Annotated in this window: 19 protein-coding genes, 1 tRNA gene, 1 pseudogene and 1 riboswitch; of the genes and pseudogenes, 7 read left to right on the forward strand and 14 right to left on the reverse strand. The window is 54.6% G+C overall.

Features of this window, described 5'->3' with window-relative positions:
• The 7 genes from dcm to B5D32_RS08675 form a co-directional block, all read right to left on the reverse strand.
• Positions 1–416: DNA (cytosine-5-)-methyltransferase (dcm, locus tag B5D32_RS08645; protein ID WP_143402716.1), on the reverse strand; the 416-nt coding region annotated here is incomplete at its 3' end.
• An 82-nt stretch (positions 417–498) separates the two neighbouring features.
• On the reverse strand, positions 499–897 hold the full coding sequence (locus B5D32_RS08650) for a hypothetical protein (RefSeq protein ID WP_078784662.1): 399 nt from the start codon (positions 895–897) through the stop codon (positions 499–501).
• Positions 898–912: 15 nt separating this feature from the next.
• Entirely contained in the window at positions 913–1,140 is a 228-nt protein-coding gene (locus B5D32_RS08655) for a hypothetical protein (protein WP_078784663.1), read from the reverse strand.
• A gap of 204 nt (positions 1,141–1,344) precedes the next feature.
• Positions 1,345–1,617, reverse strand: a complete 273-nt coding sequence (locus tag B5D32_RS08660) for a hypothetical protein (RefSeq protein WP_078784664.1) — start codon at positions 1,615–1,617, stop codon at positions 1,345–1,347.
• Positions 1,614–2,543 carry a ParM/StbA family protein gene (locus B5D32_RS08665; protein WP_338108541.1) on the reverse strand — a complete coding sequence of 310 codons (930 nt, stop codon included), beginning with the start codon at positions 2,541–2,543 and terminating at the stop codon, positions 1,614–1,616. The genes B5D32_RS08660 and B5D32_RS08665 overlap by 4 nt, the downstream gene beginning before the upstream one ends.
• A gap of 435 nt (positions 2,544–2,978) precedes the next feature.
• Complete coding sequence (locus tag B5D32_RS08670) at positions 2,979–3,983, reverse strand: MAE_28990/MAE_18760 family HEPN-like nuclease (RefSeq protein ID WP_143402717.1); 1,005 nt, start codon at positions 3,981–3,983, stop codon at positions 2,979–2,981.
• 29 nt (positions 3,984–4,012) lie between these two features.
• The gene (locus tag B5D32_RS08675) at positions 4,013–5,242 is read right to left on the reverse strand and encodes a DUF262 domain-containing protein (protein WP_078784666.1); all 1,230 of its coding nucleotides are present in this window, start codon (positions 5,240–5,242) and stop codon (positions 4,013–4,015) included.
• Positions 5,243–5,699: 457 nt separating this feature from the next.
• On the opposite strand from B5D32_RS08675, the gene B5D32_RS08680 reads away from it, so the two are divergent.
• From B5D32_RS08680 to B5D32_RS08695, 4 genes and pseudogenes are all read left to right on the forward strand, one after another.
• Positions 5,700–6,338, forward strand: coding sequence for a DUF6088 family protein (locus B5D32_RS08680; protein WP_078784667.1), 639 nt, complete (start codon positions 5,700–5,702; stop codon positions 6,336–6,338).
• The gene (locus B5D32_RS08685) at positions 6,319–7,224 is read left to right on the forward strand and encodes a nucleotidyl transferase AbiEii/AbiGii toxin family protein (RefSeq protein WP_078784668.1); all 906 of its coding nucleotides are present in this window, start codon (positions 6,319–6,321) and stop codon (positions 7,222–7,224) included. Before B5D32_RS08680 ends, B5D32_RS08685 begins: the two co-directional genes overlap by 20 nt.
• Before the next feature lie 33 nt (positions 7,225–7,257).
• A pseudogene (locus B5D32_RS08690) lies at positions 7,258–8,022 on the forward strand (hypothetical protein); the annotation flags it as partial.
• A gap of 44 nt (positions 8,023–8,066) precedes the next feature.
• On the forward strand, positions 8,067–8,297 hold the full coding sequence (locus tag B5D32_RS08695; protein WP_078784670.1) for a DUF6718 family protein: 231 nt from the start codon (positions 8,067–8,069) through the stop codon (positions 8,295–8,297).
• Between the two features lie 1,049 nt (positions 8,298–9,346).
• On the opposite strand, the gene B5D32_RS08700 is transcribed toward B5D32_RS08695, so the two are convergent.
• The 4 genes from B5D32_RS08700 to B5D32_RS08715 form a co-directional block, all read right to left on the reverse strand.
• A complete protein-coding gene (locus B5D32_RS08700) occupies positions 9,347–12,289 on the reverse strand; it encodes a hybrid sensor histidine kinase/response regulator (protein ID WP_078784671.1) in 2,943 nt (980 codons plus the stop codon).
• Positions 12,276–14,165: an ABC transporter substrate-binding protein gene (locus B5D32_RS08705; protein WP_078784672.1), complete on the reverse strand. Its 1,890-nt coding sequence runs from the start codon at positions 14,163–14,165 to the stop codon at positions 12,276–12,278. Before B5D32_RS08705 ends, B5D32_RS08700 begins: the two co-directional genes overlap by 14 nt.
• A 256-nt stretch (positions 14,166–14,421) precedes the next feature.
• A riboswitch (cyclic di-GMP riboswitch) is annotated at positions 14,422–14,496 on the reverse strand.
• Between the two features lie 616 nt (positions 14,497–15,112).
• Positions 15,113–15,188 (reverse strand) — tRNA-Val (locus tag B5D32_RS08710).
• A gap of 79 nt (positions 15,189–15,267) precedes the next feature.
• Positions 15,268–16,632 carry an MATE family efflux transporter gene (locus B5D32_RS08715; protein ID WP_078784673.1) on the reverse strand — a complete coding sequence of 455 codons (1,365 nt, stop codon included), beginning with the start codon at positions 16,630–16,632 and terminating at the stop codon, positions 15,268–15,270.
• 239 nt (positions 16,633–16,871) lie between these two features.
• Between B5D32_RS08715 and rhaB the strand changes: the two genes are divergently transcribed.
• From rhaB to rhaD, 3 genes are all read left to right on the forward strand, one after another.
• Positions 16,872–18,296 carry a rhamnulokinase gene (gene rhaB, locus B5D32_RS08720; protein ID WP_078784674.1) on the forward strand — a complete coding sequence of 475 codons (1,425 nt, stop codon included), beginning with the start codon at positions 16,872–16,874 and terminating at the stop codon, positions 18,294–18,296.
• 81 nt (positions 18,297–18,377) lie between these two features.
• Positions 18,378–19,799, forward strand: coding sequence for an arabinose isomerase (locus tag B5D32_RS08725; RefSeq protein ID WP_078784675.1), 1,422 nt, complete (start codon positions 18,378–18,380; stop codon positions 19,797–19,799).
• Between the two features lie 192 nt (positions 19,800–19,991).
• Complete coding sequence (rhaD, locus tag B5D32_RS08730) at positions 19,992–20,822, forward strand: rhamnulose-1-phosphate aldolase (protein ID WP_078784676.1); 831 nt, start codon at positions 19,992–19,994, stop codon at positions 20,820–20,822.
• 199 nt (positions 20,823–21,021) lie between these two features.
• On the opposite strand, the gene B5D32_RS08735 is transcribed toward rhaD, so the two are convergent.
• From B5D32_RS08735 to B5D32_RS08745, 3 genes are read right to left on the reverse strand one after another with little or no spacing between them, the layout of a single operon-like run.
• Entirely contained in the window at positions 21,022–21,213 is a 192-nt protein-coding gene (locus tag B5D32_RS08735) for a hypothetical protein (RefSeq protein WP_078784677.1), read from the reverse strand.
• Between the two features lie 16 nt (positions 21,214–21,229).
• Positions 21,230–22,417: a sodium/glutamate symporter gene (gene gltS, locus B5D32_RS08740; protein ID WP_078784678.1), complete on the reverse strand. Its 1,188-nt coding sequence runs from the start codon at positions 22,415–22,417 to the stop codon at positions 21,230–21,232.
• Positions 22,414–23,391: a TAXI family TRAP transporter solute-binding subunit gene (locus tag B5D32_RS08745; protein ID WP_078784679.1), complete on the reverse strand. Its 978-nt coding sequence runs from the start codon at positions 23,389–23,391 to the stop codon at positions 22,414–22,416. The genes gltS and B5D32_RS08745 overlap by 4 nt, the downstream gene beginning before the upstream one ends.
• Positions 23,392–23,644: the final 253 nt, after the last annotated feature.

Here is a 23,644-nt window from a genome sequence, read left to right on the forward strand (position 1 = left end):
CATTGCCATTCCACACCATACCCCAGTCGGTCCAGCGTGTTAAGGATCGTCGCAAATGTCCGCCCTCCGTCATGAGATAACAGGCCGGGTACATTTTCAAACAGCAGATACGAAGGCTTCCGGGCTTCAGCCAGGCGGGCCAGTTCAAAGAAGAGAGTGCCGCGTGGATCTCCGAATCCTTTTCGGGAGCCTGCAATGCTGAAAGTCTGGCAAGGAAATCCGCCGCAGAGTAACTGGAAATCGGGCATGGCGCTGGGGTCGGCTTTTCGGGCATCTTCAATGAACCACTCTCCCTTCGTGTCAAACAGGGCGTTGTAACTGCGGTTGGCGTATTTGTCGATTTCGCAGTGTCCTACGCATGTAAAGCCTCCGGCACGGGTCAGTCCCTCGCGGAAACCGCCGATGCCGGAGAACATATCTATAAATCGAATCACCGATTCGATAACGAAAAAAGAGGCAGCCTATGTTGGCTGCCTTTGCTGGTTAAGTATGTGATTTTCAGTATTGTGCATCTACCTCCATTTCGGTGCCATCTGGTTCGCCGGAGTCGACATCAGCGTTTTCCTCCGCAGCTTGCTCGGTCGTAATTGTTTCGTATTCCTTTTCGGCTTCATCCAATTCTCTTTCAATGAGATGTACCAGAAACTCTTTCTGGCTCAGTTTGCGGTGATAGATTTGCTCGTACCTTGCAAGAAAGGTCTTGATGCGCTGGAGAAGTTCCTCGGATACCTGAAATGCCAATGTGCGTGTTGCCATGTTTCTGACTCCCTTCGGTCTCTCAAAAAATGTGGTTATGGCTTGCTCGATGAATTGCGATGTGGTGATGCCCTGTCGTTCCAGTTCATCTCTGATTTGCTGGTGCAGGTCGTCCGGAATGGTGACGGTCAATTTGCTCATTTCAGCTTTCTCCTTTTATGCACCTAGTTTGTTGTTATAGTAAGCGGCCAGTTTTCCAAGATTGATGTACCACTTCACCCCGGACTGGAATGCGATGTCCGGATTTTCACGACATACTCGGCGAAGATAGTAAGGCGGAAGCTTCATGATTTCACTTGCCTGTTTGATGCTGACAATTTGTGGCAGGACAATTTTTTCTACAACGCAACCCGCCGTCTGACGATCAAGCATACATTCGTTCATTTTACATTCTCCTGTTCTTAAGCTGAATTTGCAACCGCTTTTTGTCATTGATAAGTTGTTTTTCGATTGCAAAGCAAGCATATCACAAGTGCGATGACAAAGCTATTCACGAGAACCAACGATAATGAGATGCATAACTCGGCAATTATGCCCATAACCAACAATTTATGATTTTATGTTTATTACCACATGGTAATCACCACCTTAAAGTGAAGCTAAAAAGTTGATTGCGGAAGGCGGAATTATATCTGTTGCTCGGGTGCGAGGAATTGCCCCCGTCAAAGTGACTACCTGCAATTCCTCGCGCACCACCTTGCGGATGCTTTTCTCCAGCCTATCCGTCTGTTCTGCCGCAAGGATACTCTGCACCAGAAACTCCTTGCGGCGGGCTGACGGCATCTGCTGCAGCAGCTCCCATGCGCGGCGGTGCTGCGGGTCGTTGAGGTTCGGACGGAAAACGTACTGTGGGCGTTTCATGCCTCGCCTTTACGGCGCGACACGGCGGCCAATGCACGCTCGAACCCGACAGCGTTCACCTTGTCGTCCAGCAGAAAAATCGTCTTACAAAGCGCGTCTTTGGGGCTGAGGTGGCGGCTCACCACCGATGCGCCGCCGCCCAGCAACACGGCGGGGATGGCGTGCAAATCGAATCCCGCTTCCATCGTGGCAGACAGGAGATGCTCTGTGTACTTGCGACCTTGTTTGTTCACAATGTCGCGCACCGTATCGCTGACTGTGCAGGGCTGACCCGCCAGCATATTTTCGATTTGGGCATCCGTGAGGGACAGTCCGGTTTCGCGCCGCACCTGCTCCCGGATGTCATCTACGCAGCGGATCATGCCGAGCTCCAAGCTGTGCGCAGTGTCAGCTGCAGGGATGGCGTTGTCGATGCGCATAAGGTCCACTGTCCAGCCGCCCAAATCCATGAGGAGCATTGATGGCTCGTCCTGCAACAGCCCGGTTTCGGTCATAAGGGCGGCGTAGCCTTGAGGGAAGACAGCAACTTCCTCGATGGTAATGCTGTACTCCACGCCCTCGAATTTGAAATTCACGGGCTGGTTGCTCCGTAGCAGATAATCTTTGAACTTGGGCTTGTCGCGTCCGAAACTCGTCAGCGGCAGCCCCGCCGCAATGCGCACAGAACATTCGGGCGGCAGACCACGCTGCTTGATTTCCTTGGCGATAGCTGCCAGCGTCAGCAGGTAGTAGTTGTCGTTCACGGTCTTATCCCGCTGGATAGGCTGCCGCCCGGTGCCACAAACAAAAAAGCACCCGCCAAACTCTAAGAGTCCTTGGCGGGTGTAGGGTTCGTGTTCTCCGTAGCTTGTCAGCCCAGCCGGGAGCGAGCAGTGAGCTGTTTTGATGGCGTAGTAGCCGTGGTCGATGCCGATAATGATGCTCATGGGAAATACCTTCTTTCATTTCAAAATCTTTCGGGAATCTATAATAAACGGCGGGGGAGAGTATGTCCCCCTCGCCGGAATTTTCTTTGGAAATCGTTGTGGTTTTGTTCGTCACCGCTGGAGGTAGGCTCTCAAAACCGTACCGCCAACGGTGAAAATTCACGCTGCAACAAAAAAGCGCGCCCTGCTTTTCGGCAGGATGCGCGCAAAATCGCTTGTGGATATTTTCAGGAAAATGGGATAAATTTGGTACATTTTGATCCAAAATCATCCGTTTTCAACGATTTTATATTGTAGCTACGATATAAAATCGGTAGATGGGCTTCATCGTGGGGAATAGTACACAATGTTGTTTACCACAGATAATATTCGTATTTATATAATACATAATAACTTTCCATACTATTATGAGAAACGATATTAAGCGTGTTGCCATTACACATATTTATCCCAATATATGTAGTAGTTGTATTGTGGTTTTACTTTAAATGTTGTTTTGATTCCAATGGCAACAGCCTGTTCCGCAGTAACCTCTTCTGTAGGAATGTTGTTGATTTGCATTGATTCAATCTTCCCCCAGTACAGTACACCTTTCGCATTCCGTGCAATAAGGATATGCCCCACCTTAATGGCAGTATTTTTTGAGTTTATTCCAACAATTGAATCACCAAAGGTTTCAATCGGCTGTCCGAGATATTTGGCGCTTCCATTTTTTATCATTAAAGCATAATAAGTGTCCAAAACCGCACCGTAAATCGAGTCCATCAAAAGAGATATATACTCGATATACTGCTTCAACCAAGCAGATGAAAGAATGTTATCTTCCATCTCTCCATGCGCAACGATATTACGCCGTTGCACAAGATCCTTCAAGTATTCAAAATATTTAGATAGTGGAACCGACTCACCAGACGTGATTCCGAGAAATGCTTTCAATTTCTCGTTTGTTGAAATCATCTTGTCAACATTACAGATTCCCGCATTGTGCAGAAATTCCCGCATTGAATCTTCTCTGAAGTTGGAAGCGTGCTGACGAAATGCAGTAATATTAAGGCAATAACTGTCCGATGCAACATCAAAACATGAATGGAGATTACGAACGAGTTCTTCTGGCGTTACGGAATCATATTTTGAAAAATTGTTTCCTAGAAGTTTAGCAGACAGGCTCAAATTATGTTCGCGAACCGTTTCCGGCAGATTCTGATATAGAGTAATCTGTTTTGATAAGGCGCTTAGATATGCACATACGATACACTCTAAAAAATTCTCAAAAATACCATATAATTGGATAATCGCCAGACTGTAATCATACACTTTTTTCTCTGTAAGATTGATATCTAATGTAGGTTTACCGTCGAACATCCCCTGTGAATATTTGAGGATAACCCAATTAAGGGTATCCAAATTATCCACATATCTCTTCAATGAATCCAATTTCAACTTGCTCTGCTCGTATGTACTTCGCATTGTTAATCCTCAAGATACTTTTTAAAGAATTCTCTATATAACGTAATGCGCTTTTCTATATCACTTCTGTTGGAATTTCTTCCCTCAAAAACATCATAATTTTTCTGATAGAAAGGCTTCAAGTCTTCTCGGATAGCTTTTACTGCGCTTAAGAGACATTCCTTCTGATCAAGAAATTCAGACAGCACAAACATAAGCGGGTCATAAACGGTTGTCGTTGACCTCGTAAACCATCCCCATTTTGAGCCACTCTTTGTTCTTCGATATCTCCACAGGAAGAAAGCATTTTCCCCTAGTAGCTGATATGCGAAGAATATTGTGTCACTAAACAAAGAAGACAATTTCTTCAGTGTTTCCGAACTGAATTTGTTTGCGTAAATCAGATACTTATCAAGGAAATCACTAAATTGGTTTTGATACCCCTCCAAATTTCTTATTGCGAAAAATCGAAGAACAAGTTCAACATCATACATTGTTCGGTACAGACTGTTATTCTCTAATTCCTTTTCGACCCTTTCCGCTACATCTGGCAGTTCTTGCTCATCATCAAGAAGGGAATAGCTCTCTTCGTTCGGAATTCTAAATAGTGCACACAAATATTTATTTCTGGCTAGATTTGCGCACAATTCATTCATCGGTCCATTATACAATGCGTTGCGTGTTTCCTGTGGCTCCAATTTTACACCGCCACTGTTGATTCGCTCAAATACAAGTTGCTTCATATCTTGTGCTTTTTGTGCTGTCTTAGCAGATTCCTGAAGCAAAATGATAGACGACAAATATCGACGGTCTATCCCTTGTCGGACCATCTCTGGCAGCTCGCTGTATCTTTTTCCGTTCAATTCGGGCCACAATTTCAAACCGGTCAGACAGAATTTGTCTTCGTAAAAATCACAAATCGTTGAAAGTCTCTGCAGCCCGTCCATCACTTCATATTCAGAAAATTTAACTTCATACAGAAAAATAGGCGGAATGGGAACGTTCATTATAAAAGATTCTATAAGACGAGATTTCTTTTCGTCGTCCCACCGATGCCGTCGCTGGAATGTAGGCATCAGATTATATTTTCCGCTAGATACCATACCAGTAATGGTATCTAGCGGATAGCGCGCTTGCTCTGTGACGATTCTCACCTCGCCAGCCATGTATTTCTCATTAATTTTGGAATCGGAAGCATGGACAGTGGTCTGCTTTTCCTTCTCCCATTGGATCTTTTCCCCTGGAAAAATCATAGATAGACCTCCTTTGGTATGCCGCAGTTATACGAAAAACACTTTTATTAATGTATATTAACATACCCGCGCAAATAAAACAATCTTTTCGTGCGCTGTTGGAGCAAACATTCACACACACCTTTACGCAAAGCTCGAAGCGGAAGAGCACAACAGCAGTCTGCTAATGGGATGTAAAGGAATAACATTGTACGCATGTGGCTATATTGGCATGGAGAATGAAAGATGGCGATTTTGATAGGCCATGAAATGCAAAAAAGCTATCTGTACAAATAAGTTTTGATTCTTGAATGGAAATTTCTTTACTCAAAATAAAGGAATGCTTATTATTTCATACTCATTTTCCTCATTTCTAAACAATTTTGTTGAATCCGCTTGCCTATTTACCTCAAAAGCGTTATAATAACAAAAAAGAAACACTATATTTCTAATACGTTATTCCAGCGAGGTGACAAGCATGGAAAGCCTATATAACTATCTGTTGGCAAACTATAAAGAAAACGAGCCCATTCTTTCGGCATCTCTTTCCATCTCAGGAATCAGCCCAACCAACATGCGCCAGCAGTTAAAAAAATTAACCGATTCCGGAAAACTCAAGCGCTTTGACAGCGGCGTTTACTATCTGCCTAAAAAGTCTATTTTCAAATCTGGCTCTCCGCTTGCGCCGGAAAAAGTCTTGGAATGTAAATACTTGCGCGAAAAAGATAACCGTTGCGGCTACCTTAGCGGACTCATGTTTTTCAACCAACTCGGCCTTACAACACAGGTTCCGATGCAGTATGAGGTCGTAACCAACAAAGCAACGAATGAATATCGAGAGACTTCTCTTGCAAAATCGCGTGTCATTGTGCGTCGTCCTAAAGTTCCGGTGACAGAATGCAACTATAAAGCGCTGCAATTCTTGGATATGATGAAAGATGTTGACATCTATTCCGAAATTACTGGAATTGAATTGCAAAAGCGTCTCTATCGCTATATGGATGATTCAAATCTGAGTATCACCTCACTGGAGCCGTTCTTTTCTTACTATCCGGATCGCCTGTATAAAAATTTAGTAGAGACGAGGGTTATCTATAATGGTATACTTGCACAATGATCGAGAGCAATTCCGCGAAGCAATCTATCTTTCATACCAGCAGACCGGCATAATGGCGCAGGCGATTGAGAAAGACTATTATGTTACGTTGCTGTTGCAAATCCTTGCACAAGAAATGCCCTATATAGTTTTCAAGGGTGGTACATCTCTGAGTAAATGCCATAAGGTCATTCAACGATTCTCCGAGGATATCGATATCACAATCGACACCCTTTTATCACAGGGGCAGAAACGCAAGGCCAAACAAATTATTCTAGACGCTGCCGCTGAGCTTGGGCTAGTTATTGATAATTTGGACGAAATTCGCAGTCGCCGGGATTATAATCGATATGTTCTTTCTTATAATTCAGTTATTCCTATGGCAAGTGATGCGCTCAAACCGGCCGTTTTGTTAGAAACTTCATACACAGCCGTTTCATTTCCAACCGTTTTGCTCCCGGTTCACAGCTATGTGGGTGATATGATGCAAAACGAAGTTCCCAACTTGGTGGATGAATATCACTTATCACCCTTTGAAATGAAAGTACAGGGAATTGACCGCACTTTAGCCGATAAGGTTTTTGCCATTTGCGATTATTATCTACAGAGTAAGACTGCAAAACATTCCCGTCATTTGTACGATATTTACAAGCTGTTGCCGCTTGTTCCTCAAGACGAGAAATTTAGACAACTTATTCAAGAGGTCCGCGCAGTACGCGCACAATCCGTTGTATGCCCATCTGCCCAGCCAGAGGTAAACATATCCGATTTACTTCTAAAAATTATCAATGAAAAAGCATACAAACAGGATTACGATGTTTTGACTTCGCAATTATTGGAAGAACCCGTTCCGTATAATACTGCGGTGAAGGCGTTGGAGCAGATTGCAGAAAGCCGTATTTTCTAGCCTTATACGTTTCTTTTTCCCGCTTTCTGGAATACCATCACACTTCACATTCAGCGGCAATCATGCAAAGCTATGAAGAAGCGCAAATACGCTAATGTTGACTTTCCTGCTATTGAGATGCGCCTCACCTTATATGAGGATGCCTTTCCAATGAGAACCAAGTTTAATTTTACGGTCATTCCTGCGAATGCCAAATCTTCCAAGGACGCTTTAGCTGCTTTGCGGTTACTAAAAGGACTATATGAGGGAACTGCCACAATAAAGGGAGAAAAGAAATCATTTCCAAAGCAAGACATTTCTGACATCGATATGGAAGATTTGACAAACAAAATAGCTTTGTGGACGGACATTTGTACTCTTGAAGAAAAATTGAATGTCTCTTTCGACCCCGGCGCACCGATGCCACAAGAAGATTTGGAATTTCTGTATCAGCTTAGAGCTTGCCTCCTTTGCCACAAAAAAATCGCATGGAAGCATCCTTTTTCAAAATTGCATCTTACCCAAACCAGTCAAAACATTCATGAAATCGAAAGTCTTGTTGGAAAGGACGATATTCCACTTAATTTTGATGAGGGACCGATATCATGCACTTTACTTGGCACGAGCTTCGAACTATATAGCAAAACAGAACTGCGGCATATTCTTATTACAAGCATTGATTGGACCGATGACAATAAATCTTCTGCAGATTTGTATATAGCTGATTCTTCTTCAAGGTCATGGGAACTTTTACGCGCATTTGTTACCACTGATGAATATCTCAACAATTCATCTCGCCATAAGTTGGCTTCATCGTAATTTTATATAGTATACAAACGAGAGTAATAAAGGAAGTATCAACGTTGTGTTACGTTATTGCTAAAGAACGCTATGCCCACGGCTGCATAGCATTTGAAACCGTACATGGGAAACATTTAGCCGATTTGAAACGGTCTCTGAACGAAGCCCTTGGGAATACCGGTGTAGAGATTATGACCATCAGTCGCCCCGAAGCCTATGGCGAGTATGCGCCCTATCACTTTGTGCAGACTGAGGATGAGTTTGTTGCACAGGTATTAGCCTTACGGCCATAACCTCTAATTTCTGTGTGTGACTTTTAATCCTGCTTTGCTACAAAACCCATCTACGAACTCATCTACCAATTTATCTACGGCTCTGCATTTTGGTTGAGAAACGCTGCGAAAATTACTACACATTACCTAAAATTAGGCGTTCTTATTTGTGGAATGCCAACAAAATTTTACGGTGATTCTAGAATTTTTGCCAGCGATGCTTTCTCATAACCGCTTGAGTGGGGGTTCGAATCCCTCACGGCCCACCAAAAAAAGAACGCAGCTACGCTATTTTGTTGCAAAATGGCATAGCTGCGATTCTTTATTTTCCGTACAATTCACTGCACAAATGATTGCGTATCGACTCCCGGTGTTTTTTGTATTGCGGCATAAATGCCATGTACTCCGGGGCTGTATCAATATAACGGTCGTTGCTTTCTTTGGTGGCTGTGTGCTGATAGCCGAAGTTCCTAAACACCAGAAGGCTCTTGTTGACATGAACGGTACATTACCGTCAGCGTTGGTACACCGACCACCTAAAGTCATAACCCCCACCAGCCGTCACGCCCCCGTGCCCGCTTGCGGCAGGATAAACCTCCGCGGGCGCATATAGAATGCGCCCCTACGGATCTCGTTTCCGACTAAAGGGAGAAAACTCCGCGCGGGGCACCGCCTCTGCGCTGGTGCTCTGCCGCTTCAAAAACGTAGGGGCGGATTCCATATCCGCCCGTACCCGCTTGCGGTAAGATAAACTTCCGCGGGCGCATATAGAATGCGCCCCTACGGATTCCGTTTTCGACCAAAGGGAGAAAGCTCCACGCGGGGCACCGCCTCTGTGCTGGTGCTCTGCCGCTTCAAAAACGTAGGGGCGGATTCCATATCCGCCCGTGCCCGCTTGCGACAAGGGCAAACTTCCGCGGGCGCATATAGAATGCGCCCCCACGGATCACGTTTCCGACCAACAGGGACACCCACAAAAAAACGCAGCCACGCTATTTTACGGTAAAATAGCGTGGCTGCGTCTTTTGTTTTGGCTTTGCGTATGATTCCCGGCTCTGAAACCCCGCGTGTTACAGGACCTTGCGCATCTCCTGCACAAGGTCGGCGATCACGATGGGCTTGGACAGGAAACCGTTCATGCCGCATTCCAGGGCGTTGCGGCGGTCCTCGTCAAAGGCGTTCGCCGTCATGGCAAGAATGGGGATGCCCGCCAGGGCGGGGTTTTCCAGCTCGCGGATGCGGCGGGTGGCGGTGTAGCCGTCCATGATCGGCATCTGCACGTCCATCAGCACCAGATCGTACTGCCCCGGCGCGGCGGTGCGGACCTTTTCCACGGCGATGGCACCGTTCTCGGCGGTATCGACCTCAAAGCCGTAGGCGTTCAGAATCTCCACGGCGATCTCGCGGTTCAGCTCGTTATCCTCGGCAAGCAGGATGTGCTTGCCCGCAAAGTCGGTGGGTTCCTTGGGCAATACGCCCGGCTGCTCCTCCGGCTTCTGCCCGATGGCGGTCATCAGGGAGTCGCGCAGGTCCGACAGGAACATCGGCTTGGGGCAGAACGCCGTGACACCGGCGGCCTTTGCCTCGGCCTCAATGTCGGACCAGTCATAGGCGGTCAGGATAATAATAGGCGTATCATCGTTCAAACTGCGAATCTGGCGGGTGACCTCGATGCCGTTCATATCCGGCAGGCGCCAGTCGATGATATAAGCCTTGTAGGTATCGCCCATCTCGATGGACTGCCGTGCGCGCAGCACGGCCTCCTTGCCGGAAAGCGTCCAATCGGCGCGCATACCCACCGTGACCAGCATCTTGGTCACGCTGTCGCAGGTGTTGAAATCGTCGTCCACCACCAGCGCCTTCAGGCCCTCCAGCGTGGGGATCTTTTCCGCCTTGCGGTGCTCTGCCTGTATGCGCAGCGGCACACGGACGATAAATTCAGAGCCCTTGCCCGGCGCGGTCTGCACCTCGATGGTGCCGCCCATCATATCTACGATGTTTTTGCTGATGGCCATACCCAGCCCGGTGCCCTGTATCTTGCTTACCGTGGAGGTGCGCTCGCGCTCAAAGGGTTCAAAGATTTTTTGGGCAAACTCCGGGCTCATGCCGATGCCGTTGTCCTTGACGCGGAACTCATACTGCCCGCAGCCGCTGACCTGGCCGGCAAGCTGGCGCACCCGCAGCGACACCGTGCCGCCCGCGGGGGTGAACTTGATGGCGTTGGACAAAAGGTTCATCAAAACCTGATTCAGCCGGGTCTTGTCGCAATAGACGTCCTCATCGGTAATATCTATCGCGTCCATATACAATTCCAACTGCTTTGCGTAAAACTGCCCGCTGACGATGGTCTTTATGTCGTGCAGCACGTCGGACAGGTTGACCTCGGTCTCGTCCAGCTGGATCTTTCCGCTTTCGATGCGGCTCATATCCAGAATATCATTGATGAGCGAAAGCAGGTGGTTGCCGGAGGCAAGTATCTTGGTAAGGTAATCCTTCACGCGGTCCCTGTCGTCCAGATGGCTGACCGCCAGCGTGGTAAAGCCGATGATGGCATTCATCGGGGTGCGGATGTCGTGGGACATATTGGAAAGGAAGGTGCTCTTGGCGCGGTTGGCGTTTTCGGCGGCGGCCACGGCATCCGAGAGCGCCTGGTTCGCCTGCCTGTCGGCGGTGCGGTCAGACAGAACCAGAATGTGCTTGATTTTGCCCTCGACCTCGCTGCCCATGGCAACCACATGGAACCAGCGATGCTCCCCGGTTTTCTGATGGATAAACTCCGTGTCCCATTCGCGCTGGTCGCCGCAGGCAAGCCCTTCCAGATAATTTTTGGTGCGGCCGGGGAAATCCGCCGGGTACAGCAGGGCCAGCGTGCCGATATTCTTGCGCACGCTCTTCAGCGTCAGGCCCAGCAGCCGTTCTATGTTCGGGCTGACATAATCCGCCCGGTTCTTTTGGGCATCCAGCAGCAGGAAAACGTCGTCCACGTTCTGGGACAGCTTCTCGAACAGCACATCCCGGTACAAAATCGCGGTGTTCTGGCGGCGCAGCTTGGTGCGGCCCCGGTGCATGACCATCAGAAGGACCATTGCCGCAATCGACAGTTCAACGAGAGCTACGATCTGCACCGTGCGCCGCCAAAGCTGGTTCATGGCGGCATTGACGGTATCCCGCGGGACAAGCCCCACCAGGATCCAGTTCTGGATGTCGGTGCTTTCGTAGACCATATAGAATCTTGTGCCGTCCAGCGTCACCTCGCAGTTTCCGGTGATGCCCTGCGCAAAGTCGTCCGTAAGCTCCTGTATCTGCGCCTCGGTAAGGTCGGAATACTCTTGCAGTATCGCTACAAAATTGTAAATGGATTCCGAGCCTTCTGAGATATTTTCGATCACGACCTGCCCGTCCGGGTAGATGACAAAGGAGCTGGCCGCTCCGCCGAAAGCCGAATCGTCCACGGCCTTCATCACAACATTGTTGTAGTGGCTGATGGCAATGGCATCGTAGGCAAAGCCGCGGTAGATGCCCTTGGTTTCGGGGCAGATGAACACCAGCATCGGGTCCTGCCCGGGCAGGGCCGTGTTCAACACAACGTCCTTCTGGTCGGAAAGCAGCTCGTCCAGATTGCTCTGCAGGCCCAGGTAGCCCGTTTTCCCGCTGGGGGTCATGTAGTTGCCGTCGTAAGAAAGAAAGTAGAATTCGGCAAAGCCAAGCTGCTGCTGCGCTGACTCCAGATACGCCTGCGTGCTGGCATCATCGGGGTCGCTGCTCAGAAAGCCGTTCCACACATGCAGGTAGGAGGTGTTCTTCTTGACGATCATGCTCAGCATATTGTTGGATTTGTGCAGGACTTCTCCCAAATGCTGGGTGCTTTCCGCATAGATGGTTTTTGACACAAACGAAAGGTACTGCGCGCTAAGGCAGACAAGCAGCGCAATCGACAGCAGGCAGGCCGCCGCAGCATGCCAATTTCGCCGCGAATGCCGCTTTATTTTAATTTTATGCTTAGTATCTTCCACAGCGCATTACCCCCCCGAATGTAATATAGCTTTCCGGCGCGGCCAGCGTCACGCTGCCGCCGGAAAGTGCCTCGCTCCAGGCGTCTTTGACCGTAGCTTCCCCGCGCTCAAACGCGCGGCTTTCGTCCTGCAGCAGCGGCGCCATCTGCTTTTCGGTTGCCAGGCAGGTCACGGTGACGGTGTCGTCATCCTGCAGCGGCTGGCCGCCGCGGGTGATGCCGGTCAGCGTATAGCTGCCGTCGTTCTCCTGCACCTGCACGGCCATGCCGCTGACCACCGGCAGGGAACCGCGGTTGAACGGCGTAAAGCCGCCCTCGCAGCCTTCCACAAAGGCGCGCACGGTGTCCTTCAGCTCGGCACCCGTCATGGTGCGCCGGTACGACATAAGCCCGTTGGGCATGATCATGGCGCGTGCCGTTGTCTGGGTATAGTCTGCCTGCAGCACGCTGCCGGTAAAGCTGCTGGCGGGTGCTATCAGCACATCGGTGCCGTACAGCCCGCGCAGCGTGTTTGCCATGACCGAGAAGGACGCATTGCCGCCGTTTTTGTGGAACACGTTGGAATAGGCGGTTTCACTGGTCAGCACAATGTCGCTTGTGTCGGGCGTTTCCTCTGTCAGAAGGCGGGCGTTGAACGCACGGTAGGCCTGCCCGGCGTCATATTCGCCCGCGATCATCTTGGAAACCACATCCTGGGAGATGGCAAAGAAATCGTTGGAGGCGATGCGGATGAACATGTGGTTTTCTTCCACCACCGAGCGCACGTCCTTCATGGTGTCGGTCAGGTGGTAGCTGACATTCTGGCTGTAGCTCAAAAGATCCTGTCCGTCCGCGAGGATCTGCTCCTGCGCCCCCTCCGACAGCATGACGCGCAGGACCTGCATTGCCTTTTCGCGCCGGGCGGCGTCCTGCTCCAGGTCGCGGTTCAGCGCCACCTGGAAGTAGGGGGTAGTCATCAGCCATTTTTCGCCGTTCTGGTTGAAGAACGGCAAAAAGGTCGCGTCGATGCCCTGCTCCCGGAACATCTGTACGCCGGCGGAGCTGCCAAAGTACATGGCAAGCTCCCCCTTGCCGAACATCCCGGTCACGTCGTCGTAATTCAGCTCTAAGTCCGCCGCCGTAAGACCGGTGTCCTGAATGAACTGCTCCATACGCTCGAAGGCGCCCGGCCAGACGGTATCATCCAGCCCGACACGGGCGGTGCTGGCGGGGTAGCTGTAGGCGGTGCGCCATTTGCGCCCTTCCGTGCTCTTAAGCTCGGTGGCGGAAAGCCCCTGCAGCGTTTCCGCGCAGGTGTAGTCGTACAGATAATCGGCGGTAAAGCCGCGGATGCCCGCTTCGTCAAAGGCTTTGCAGGCAGCGGCAAAGCTGGCATAATCGGTGGGCAGCGGGATACCGTATTCCTCAAAAAGGCCGCGGTTGACCACAAAGCCGTGGGCGTCTGCGCATACGGGCAGCCAGTTTACACTGCCGTCCTCATTTTTAAAGCTGTTGAGGTAGGTATTGTAGACAGCGCCTGCCTCGTTGGTGGTGGCAAGGTCCATCAGACTGTCCTTCAGGGGGGCCGCATCGTGCAGGGAGAAGCGGCAGCAGGTTATAATGTCCGGCAGACCGCCGTTTTCCTGCAAGAATTTGTAAAAGTCCAGATCGTTGTTGCCCACGATAAACTCAATGTTTACGTCCGGCAGCTTCGCCTGCACGTAGGGGGCGTACTTTTCGTAGAGGCTGTTGGACCACAAATAGACCTGAATGGTGTCGGCGTCCTCCTGTGCCTGCACCGCCTCGGTGCTTTTTCCGGCGCAGCCGGTCAGCAGGAACAGACCCAGCACCGTGGCTGCAAGCAGGGAGGAAATTCTGTGCAGTGGTTTCTTTTTCATCCGGTTTTTCTCCTTATTTTTTCGACGGTCTGCTATATAGGCTGTGACGCAGAAAAAACGCCTTCAGGGCATGGCGGACCCATGCCTGAAAGCGCTGTCTGACCGTATTAAACAATATCCGCGGGTAGCAGAAAACAGCAGAGCGTCATAGATGCCCTGCTTTGTGCCGCTGGTGTATCGCTGTGTTTTCACCCTCGTCAACTCCTGCCCCAAAAAGGATGCGAAGCTACCGGCGGCAGTAAAACAACAATTTCTTGTTGGCAACTGGCTGACCCGATGGGCCCCTATAGCTTTGCGTCGCCGGTTTGCACCGGGTTTGCCTGTGGACTTGTAGAGAAATAGTATACCACATAAGATGGTTTTTGACAAGGCGAAAGCGGAAATAAATCCGCTTGCACGCACAACCGGCAAAAACGCGCCCCTTGGCCGCCCACTGCGCGGGGGCTCTGCCTGCCACAAAAAACGTAGGGGCGGATTCCATATCCGCCCGTGCCCGCTTGCGGCAGGATAAACCTCCGCGGGCGCATATAGAATGCGCCCCTACGGATCTCGCTTTCGACCAAAGGGAGAAAACTCCACGCGGGGCACCACCCTCTGCGCGGTGGCTCTGCCGCTTCAAAAACGTAGGGGCGGATTCCATATCCACCCGTGCCCGCTTGCGGCAAGGCAAACCTCCGCGGGCGCATATAGAATGCGCCCCTACGGATTTCGTTTTCGACAAAGGGAGAAAACTCCACGCGGGGCACCGCCTCTGCGCGGGGGCACCACCCGCCACAAAAAACGTAGGGGCGGATTCCATATCCGCCCGTGCCCGCTTGCGGCAGGATAAACTTCCGCGGGCGCATATAGAATGCGCCCCTACGGATTTCGTTTTCGACATCGGCCTTGCCGGTTCTGGGTGATACAACAAAAAAAGAGTCTGTGACATCTAAGATGCCACAGACTCTTGGTGCGCGGTACAGGACTCGAACCTGTGACCTCCTGCACGTCAAGCAGATGCTCTACCAGCTGAGCTAACCGCGCTTATTGCGCCGCCTCTTGGCGACGCATATTATTATAGCAGAACGACTTCCAAATTGCAAGCCCTTTTTGCAAAAAAAATTCAAATTTTTTCTGCGTCGCGCAAATCGCCCCGGCAGCGCCAGACCGCCAGCAGGATAAACACAAAGCATACGACCCAGGTCGTCGGCTCACAAAAGCAGACCGCGCGGTAGCCTTGGACCGGCACGAGCCATACGGCAAAGATCACCTTGCCCACAAGCTCCAGCCCGCTGGCCAGCAGCGGCTCTACCGTGTGCCGGATGCCCTGCAGCATGTTGCGCAGAATGACCAGCACGGCCATCGGCGGGATGACCGGTGCGCTGATTTTCAGGTACAGCAGCGCGTTGGAGATAATGACCTCGTCCGTGCTGCCCGTGATGCCGCGGATGGCGGCCCCGCCCAGCAGGAAGGTGAACGCCATCACAAACACCCACCACACAAAATAGATCGCAAGCGCGGCCTTGACGCTCTGCCAAATGCGGCTGCGGCGGCCCGCACCCAGATTCTGGCTGCTGAACGTCGCCACGCCGATGCCCAGCGCACCGCCCGGGATAAAGTACAGCTCCGCTAAGCGGCGCGCGGCGGTCTGCGCCGTGATGTAGACGCTGCCCAGCGCATTGATGCTGCTTTGCAGCGCCACGCTGCCCAGATTGTAGATGGCGCTCATCAGCCCCATGCTCAGGCCCGCCCAGAACATACTGGTCACGGCGCGGTGCGTGGCAGCCCCGAGCTGCCGGGGCGTAAAGCGCAGCTCCGGGTAGCCGCGCAGGATGTACACAACGCCCAGCACGGCGCTGATGCCCTGCGCCAGCACCGTGGCAATGGCCGCGCCGCGCACGCCCAGCCCCAGCGGCCCCATGAACGCGGCGTCCAGCCCGACGTTCAGCACGCTGCTGAACAGCAGGAACAGCAGCGGCGTCACGCTGTTGCCGACGGCGCGCAGCAGCGCAGCCTCCATATTATAAAGCATCGTCAGCGGGATGCCCAGCAGAATGACGGTCAGGTAGGCGGACGCGCCGCCCCATGCCTGTGCCGGGACCTGCAAAACGGTCAGCAGCGCGTCGCGGCCCAGCAGGGAGCACCCCGTCAGCACCAGCGACACCGCCGCCGACAGCGTGACCATCCAGCCCACGGCGCGGCGTATCCCGCTTTCATCGCCCGCGCCAAAATAGCGGCTGACCGTCAGCGCCAGGCCGTTGTTCATGCCGAAGGCAAAGTTCATGATAAGCCCGTACAGCGCCGCCGTCGCGCCGATCTCCGCCAGCGCGGCGGAGCCCAGCAGGTGCCCGGCCAGCGCAGTGTCGGTCAGGTTGTACAGCTGCTGCAAAAGGTTGGAGCAGAACAGCGGCATCGAAAATTGCAGCACCAGGCGGAACGGGTCGCCCTGGGTCATATCCAGCACACGGCTTTTGTGCGCGGTGGCCATAATGTAACATCTCCTTTATTGGTTGCAGGGTCTATTATACGGGACGGCACGGGGCGTGTCAATCGGATCATTCCGGCACGGGACCCGGACAAAACCGCCGAGAACGCGGAAAGGGGCGTGTGGAATTTTCCCAAACAATCAAATTCTTTTGCGGATGGAAAGCCGGGCCCGGGTGTCGTATAATGCAGACAAAAAGCAAATGCTGCAACACTGTTATTTTGCAAAGAAGGAGAGAGCTTATGCAAACCTGTACACTGGCAGTCGACATCGGCGCGTCCAGCGGGCGGCACATCGCAGGCATCGTGCAGAACGGAAAAATCACCCTGCAGGAGGTCTACCGCTTCGAAAACGGCGTCCACCGCGAGAACGGCCACCTCTGCTGGGACATCGACACCCTCGCGCAAGAGGTCGTCAACGGCCTGAAGGCTGCACACGACGCAGGCTTTGCCCCCGCGACCATCGGCATCGACACCTGGGCCGTCGATTTTGTGCTGCTGGATGCGGACAATAAGCGCATCGGCGACGCCGTCGCCTACCGCGACGAGCGCACCGAGGGCATCCGCGAGGCGCTGGAAAAGGAATACGGCCTGACCTTTGCCGACCACTACGCCCGCACCGGCATCCAGTACCAGCCGTTCAACACGGTCTACCAGCTGATGGCGCTCAAAAAGGAGCACCCGGAGCAGCTGGCCGCCGCCAAAACGTTCCTGATGGTGCCAGATTACCTGAACTACCTGCTCTGCGGCGTGCCCGCCAATGAATACACGAACGCCAGCACCACGGCGCTGGTGGGCGCGGACAGCAGGGACTGGGACGATGCACTGATCGAAAAGCTGGGTCTGCCGCGCGGCATCTTCCAGCCCATCAAGACCGCCGGGACCGTGCTGGGGCATCTGTCGCCGGAAATTCAGAAGGCTGTCGGCTTTGACGCCGAGGTCATTCTGCCCGCGACCCACGACACCGGCTCGGCGTTCCTCGCCGTGCCCGCACGGGATGAGTACGCCGCTTACCTGTCCAGCGGCACATGGAGCCTGCTGGGCGTGGAAAACGCAGCGGCCATCACCGGCCCGGACAGCTGCGCCGCCAACTTTACGAACGAGGGCGGCTATGAATACCGCTACCGTTACCTGAAAAACATCATGGGCCTGTGGATGATCCAGTCCGTCCGCCGTGAGCTTGGCGAAAAGACCGGCACCCGCCCGAGCTTCCCGGAACTGATCGCCGCCGCGAAGGAGGCCGCCGACTTCCCCAGCTGCGTTGACCCCGATGACAACCGCTTCTTAGCGCCTGTCTCCATGATCGAAGAAGTCAGGGCCGCCTGCGCCGACACGCACCAGCCCGTGCCCGCCGCCACCGGCGAGGTCATGCAGTGCGTCTACAACTCCCTGACGCAGGACTACCGCCGCGCCGTGGAGACCTTGCAAAGCCTGACCGGCAAGACCTACACAAGCCTGAACATCGTCGGCGGCGGCAGCCAGGACGGCTACCTGAACCAGCAGACCGCCAACGCCACCGGCCTGACCGTGTTTGCAGGCCCCACCGAGGGCACAGCGCTGGGCAACCTGATGGTGCAGTTCATCCACAGCGGCGATTTTGCCGACCTGGCCGAGGCCCGCGCCGCCATCCGGCGCAGCTTTGAAATTAAAGAGTATCAGCCGGAGTAAACGACCCTTTGCCTTACACGACAGGGCCGGGCATGCCCGGCCCCTACCAATACAACAAATCCATATACAGGAGGTCCCACCATGTTAGTCGAAACCAAAGCCCGCGTTGGCGTGTTCGCCATTGCGCTGGGCGCTTACCTGCCGCAGTTCCCCACGCTGGTCCCCGAGTTTGAGGGCCAGTACGCCGCCTTCAAAAAGACGCTGCCCGACACCGTCGATGTCATCGACGGCGGCATCGTCACCACCAAGGAGCAGTCCATGGCCGCGGGCGATAAGTTCCGCGCCGCCGACGTTGACCTTGTCATTCTGCAGCTGCTGACCTACGCTACCTCTTACAATATGCTGCCTGCCGTGCGCGACCTCGACGTGCCCGTCGTCCTCGTCAACGTGCAGAAGAAGAAGGCCCCCGACTACGCCAACACCGACACCCCCACCTGGCTGGGTGAGCTGTACGCCTGCGGCGCTGTCGGCGAGATGGTCGCTGACCTGGAGCGCGCCGGTAAGCGCCACGCCGTCATCACCGGCGTTGTCGAGGGCGGTGACCCCGCCGTGCAGGCCGAAATCAACGACTGGTGCAAGGCCGCGCAGGTGCGCCGCCGCTTCCGTGATACGAACCTTGCGCAGATCGGCCGCCCATACCCCGGCATGATGGATCTGTACATCGACGAGACGAACCTGTACAACCGTATGTGGCTCTACACCAAGCAGTTTGACTGGGAGAAGATGTGGGCCATCGCCGACAACATCACCGACGAGGACGCCATCCGCGCCAAGGCGCAGGACATTCTGGACACCTTCGATATTGAGGGCGGCGGCACTGTGGAGAAGGTCTGGGATATGGCCCGCTACGTTGTCGCATTTGAGCAGTGGGTCAGGGACGAGAAGATCGCCTTCGTCGCCAGCCACTACGACGGCTTCGCCAAGGGCGTGGCCGGTAAGCTGGACTCGATGCTGATCCCCGCGTTCTCGATGCTCATCAAGCAGGGCACGGCCTGCGCCGTCGAGGGCGACATCAAGGTCGCGATGGCCATGTCCATCCTCAAGACCATTGCGGGCTGCGGCCAGCTGAGCGAGATGTACTCCATCGACTTCAATGAGGACATCTGCATCATCGGCCACTCCGGCTCCGGCGACGCCGACATCTCCACGGCCAGAAAGCCGACCATGAAGATCGTGCCCGTGTTCCACGGCAAGACCGGCGGCGGCTACCTGACCCAGTTCTACCCGCCGGTGGGCGATGTGACCTATCTGGCCATCACGCAGGACAAGGACGGCCACTTCAAGTTTGTTGTGGCCGAGGGCGTCAACGAGCCCGGCCCGATCTTCACCTTCGGTGACACGAACATGCGCACCCGCTTCAGCTGCGGTGCCCGCGAGTTCGTCAACCGCTGGAGCGAGGCCGGCCCCACCCACCACATGGCCGCCGCCACCGGCCACCACATCGACACGATTTTGAAGGTTGCCGAGATCTTCAACGTGCCGGTGGATGTGATCACGCGCTGATTTCGGGATGCCTTCCCCCTTGGGGGAAGGTGGCCGAGGCCCCGCCCGAGGCCGGATGAGGGGCGGCCTTGCGGCAATTGCCCGGTAACGGGCTGCTGTCGGCAGCTTTGCCCTCATCAGTCAGTGGTCGGGGCCACTGACAGCTTCCCCCGGAGGGGGAAGCCAACACAACGATATAAAGGAGCAGAAATTATGTCTACGATTTATGAAATTCCCTGCGTCAAGGGCTTTATCCGCATGTGCAACGATGGCTGGCTGCAGGGCTGGCACGAGCGCAACGGCGGCAACCTGACCTACCGCATGACCGGGGAGGACGTCGCCGCCTGCCGTCCCTACTTCGACGCCGAGCCGCGCGAGTGGGTCAACATGGGCGTGCAGGCCGATAATCTGGCCGGTGAGTACTTCATCACCACCGGCTCCGGCAAGTTCTTCCGCAACGTCGAGCCCGACCCGATCCACAGCATCGGCATTGTGGAGATCAACGATAAGGGCGACAGCGGGCGCATCGTCTGGGGTCTGGCCGACGGCGCACGCCCGACGTCCGAGTTCCCCAGCCATTTCATGAACCACAGCGTCCGCAAGGCCGCCACCAACGGCGCGAACCGCGTTATTTATCACTGCCACGCCACCAACGTCATTGCGCTGACCTACATCCTGCCGCTGACGGACCGTGACTTCTCCCGCGCCCTGTGGCAGAGCGCTACCGAGTGCCCCGTCGTTTTCCCCGAGGGCGTTGGCGTCTGCCCCTGGATGGTCCCGGGCGGCGCGGACATTGCCATGGCAACCTCCGAGAAGATGAAAACCTATCAGGCCGCTATCTGGGCACAGCACGGCCTGTTTGCCTCCGGCCCCGACTTTGACATCACCTTCGGCCTCGCCCACACGATTGAAAAGAGTGCCGAGATCTACGTCAAGGTCCTGTCCATGGGCGGCGGCCTGATCCGCCAGACCATCACCGACGATGACCTGCGCGCCATTGCCCACGACTTCGGTGTCACCCTCAACGAGAACTTCCTCGACTAACATTACGAGCAAAACGCCCCTGACCGAACGGTCAGGGGCGTTTTGCTGTACAAAAAGGCTTCCCCATCGGGGGAAGCTGTCACCGAAGGTGACGGATGAGGGCCGAACCCTCTGTGGCAACCCGTTTGCGGGCAACCGCGGCAAGCTCTCCCCTCATCCGGCCCTGCGGGGCCACCTTCTCCCCCAAGGGGAGAAGGCTTCAGGGCTTCTTCTTTGGAATATGAACCTCCGGGATGGCGACGTTTTCATAGTTGATGGACTTGTGCTTCTCCGGGGTCTCGGGGGCGTCGCCGTGGGTGACCTGGCCGGTGTGGACCTCGGGCAGAGCAACATCGTCACTGTGGACACGGTAGTGCTGCTTTTTCAGCGCCTCGCGCAGCTTGCGGAACATCAGAAGGACCTCCCAATTAGATAAAGTTGATAAAGAAGGTGATGACCAGACTGTTGAGGAAGTCCGCAAACAGACTGCCTACCAGTGGGATCAGCAGATACGCCTTGACCGACGGGGCATACTTTTCGCACAGGGCCTGCATGTTGGCCATGGCGTTGGGTGTCGCGCCCATGCCAAAGCCGCAGACGCCCGCTGCAATGACCGCAGCGTCATAATCGCGGCCCATGATGTTGAAAATCACAAAGTAGGTGAACAGGAAAATCAGCAGTGTCTGGCCCGCCAGCAGGATGATGAGCGGCAGCGCCAGCGCGGCCAGCTGCCACAGCTTCAGCGTGATCATGGCAATGCCCAGGAACAGCGACAGGCTGATGCCGCCGATGTCGTTGATCTCGCCCATGTGGGTCGTGAATTTGTGGGTGAATTCGCCGATGTTGCGCATACACGCCGCGGCGATCATCGCGCCGATATAAATGGGGAACGTCAGCCCGGTCATGGCCAGTGCCTTGGAGATGAACGTGCCGATGCCGATGGCGATAATCAGCTGGAACACAGCAGCCGGGTACATGCTGGTGTGACGCTCATGCTTGATTTCTTCCTCCACCAGCAGGCTGTCGTCCTCGGGCACAACGGTGTCCAGCAGCTTGCGGCGCTCAATGAGCAGACGGCCCGTCGGGCCGCCCATGACGCTGCCCGCGATCAGGCCGTAGGTGGCCGCCGCCGTGCAGAGCGTGGTCGCGCCCGCAACGCCGAAGTCCTCGAGCACGGGGCCGAACGCGCCCGCCGTGCCGTGGCCGCCGACCATCGGGATGGAACCGGTGCACAGACCGATCATCGGCGAGATGCCCAACAGATTCGCCAGCCCGACGGCGAGGAAGTTCTGGCACAAAATCAGCGCAACGACCAGCCCCAAGAAGAGGATCAGCGATTTGCCGCCGCTTTTCAGCACCTTGAGGTTGGCCTGAAAGCCTACCGAGGTGAAGAAGAACACCATGCAGACTTCCTTTAAAATGTCGTCAAATTCAAACTCGGCAATGCCGGTCACATAGCACAGACAGGTGAAAACGGCAAACAGCACGCCGCCGATGACCGGCGCGGGAATGCAGAATTTTTCCAGAAAGCCGATGCGCGCCTTCAAAAAGCGGCCCAGCATCAGCACGCAGACCGCCGCAAACAGCGTCTGGTACATATCCAGTGAGATGATCATGCGGCGGCCTCCTGTTCAGGGGACGCGCCCGTCTCCGGCCCTGCGGGGGTAATGCTCTGCGCGGTGTAGTACGCAGCGGCCCCGGTGTGGTAGGGGATAACGCTCTGCGCGGCGGCCACGGCGGGGTCGGTCACCAGCGGCACCGGCACGGCGGCAGCCACGGCGTCCACGCTGTCAAAATACCGGGCAGTCAGCCTTTGGACGGTCTCGTCGGACAGCGCGTTCGACGCCAGCAGAAGCGCCTGCACGCTGACGGTCCAGACGTCCTCACCCTGACCGGCGTAGGTCCCGGCGGGGATAACGAAGGCGCGGTAGGCCGGGTAGGCCGCCAGCAGCCGCGCACCGACACCCCCGTCGACGGAGAGCAGACGGATGGCGCAGGTCTTGGACAGCTGCTCCAGCGCGTCGGCGTGCAGACCGGAGGTGACGAACATCGCGTCGATCGTGCCGTCGGCCAGCCGGGCGGCAGCGTCGGTGTAGTTCAGGTTTACAGTGTGTACCAGGCGGTTGTTCAGGCCGCAGGCGGCCAACACCTGCCCGGCGTTCTGCTCGGTGCCGGATTCCTCCTCGCCGACGCTGAGCGTGCAGCCCTGCAGCTCCTCCAGCGTCGTAATGCCGGAGTCGGCCCGGACAATGACCTGCACGGCCTCCTCATACAGGGCGGCCACGGCGCTGAAGCTGCGCTCGGTGCTCTCGTGGGAAAAGATGCCGCTGCCGTCGTAGGCATCCTGCGCCATGTCGGACTGGGCAACGGCCAGCTGTAAATAGCCGCCCGCCAGCAGCCGCAGGTTGGCGGCGGACCCGGCGGTCTGTTTGACCTCGATGGTGCTGTTCTGGGCGGCCATGGCGGTACCAAACGCATTGTACACGCCGCCTGCAGCCGCAGCCCCCAGCCGCAGCCGCGACGCCGCGCAGCCCGCCAGCAGGACCGCGGCGGACAGGACGGCAATGATACGGAACAGATGTTTTTTCAATCGTACACCTCTCTGTTGTGTTTTATCGAATGACTCCGTAGGGGCGCATTCTATATGCGCCCGCGGAAGTTTGCCTTGCCGCAAACGGGTACGGGCGGATATGGAATCCGCCCCTACGTTTTTTGTGGGGGCGCCCCGCGTGGAGTTTTCTCCCTTTGTCGGAAACGTAATCCGTAGGGGCGCATTCTATATGCGCCCGTAGCTTTCCCATGACAGAGCGCCGACGGGAGGCCGCGGGCCGGACATGTCCGGC

The organism is Gemmiger formicilis (assembly GCF_900167555.1).
GTDB classification, from domain to species: Bacteria; Bacillota; Clostridia; order Oscillospirales; family Ruminococcaceae; genus Gemmiger; species Gemmiger formicilis.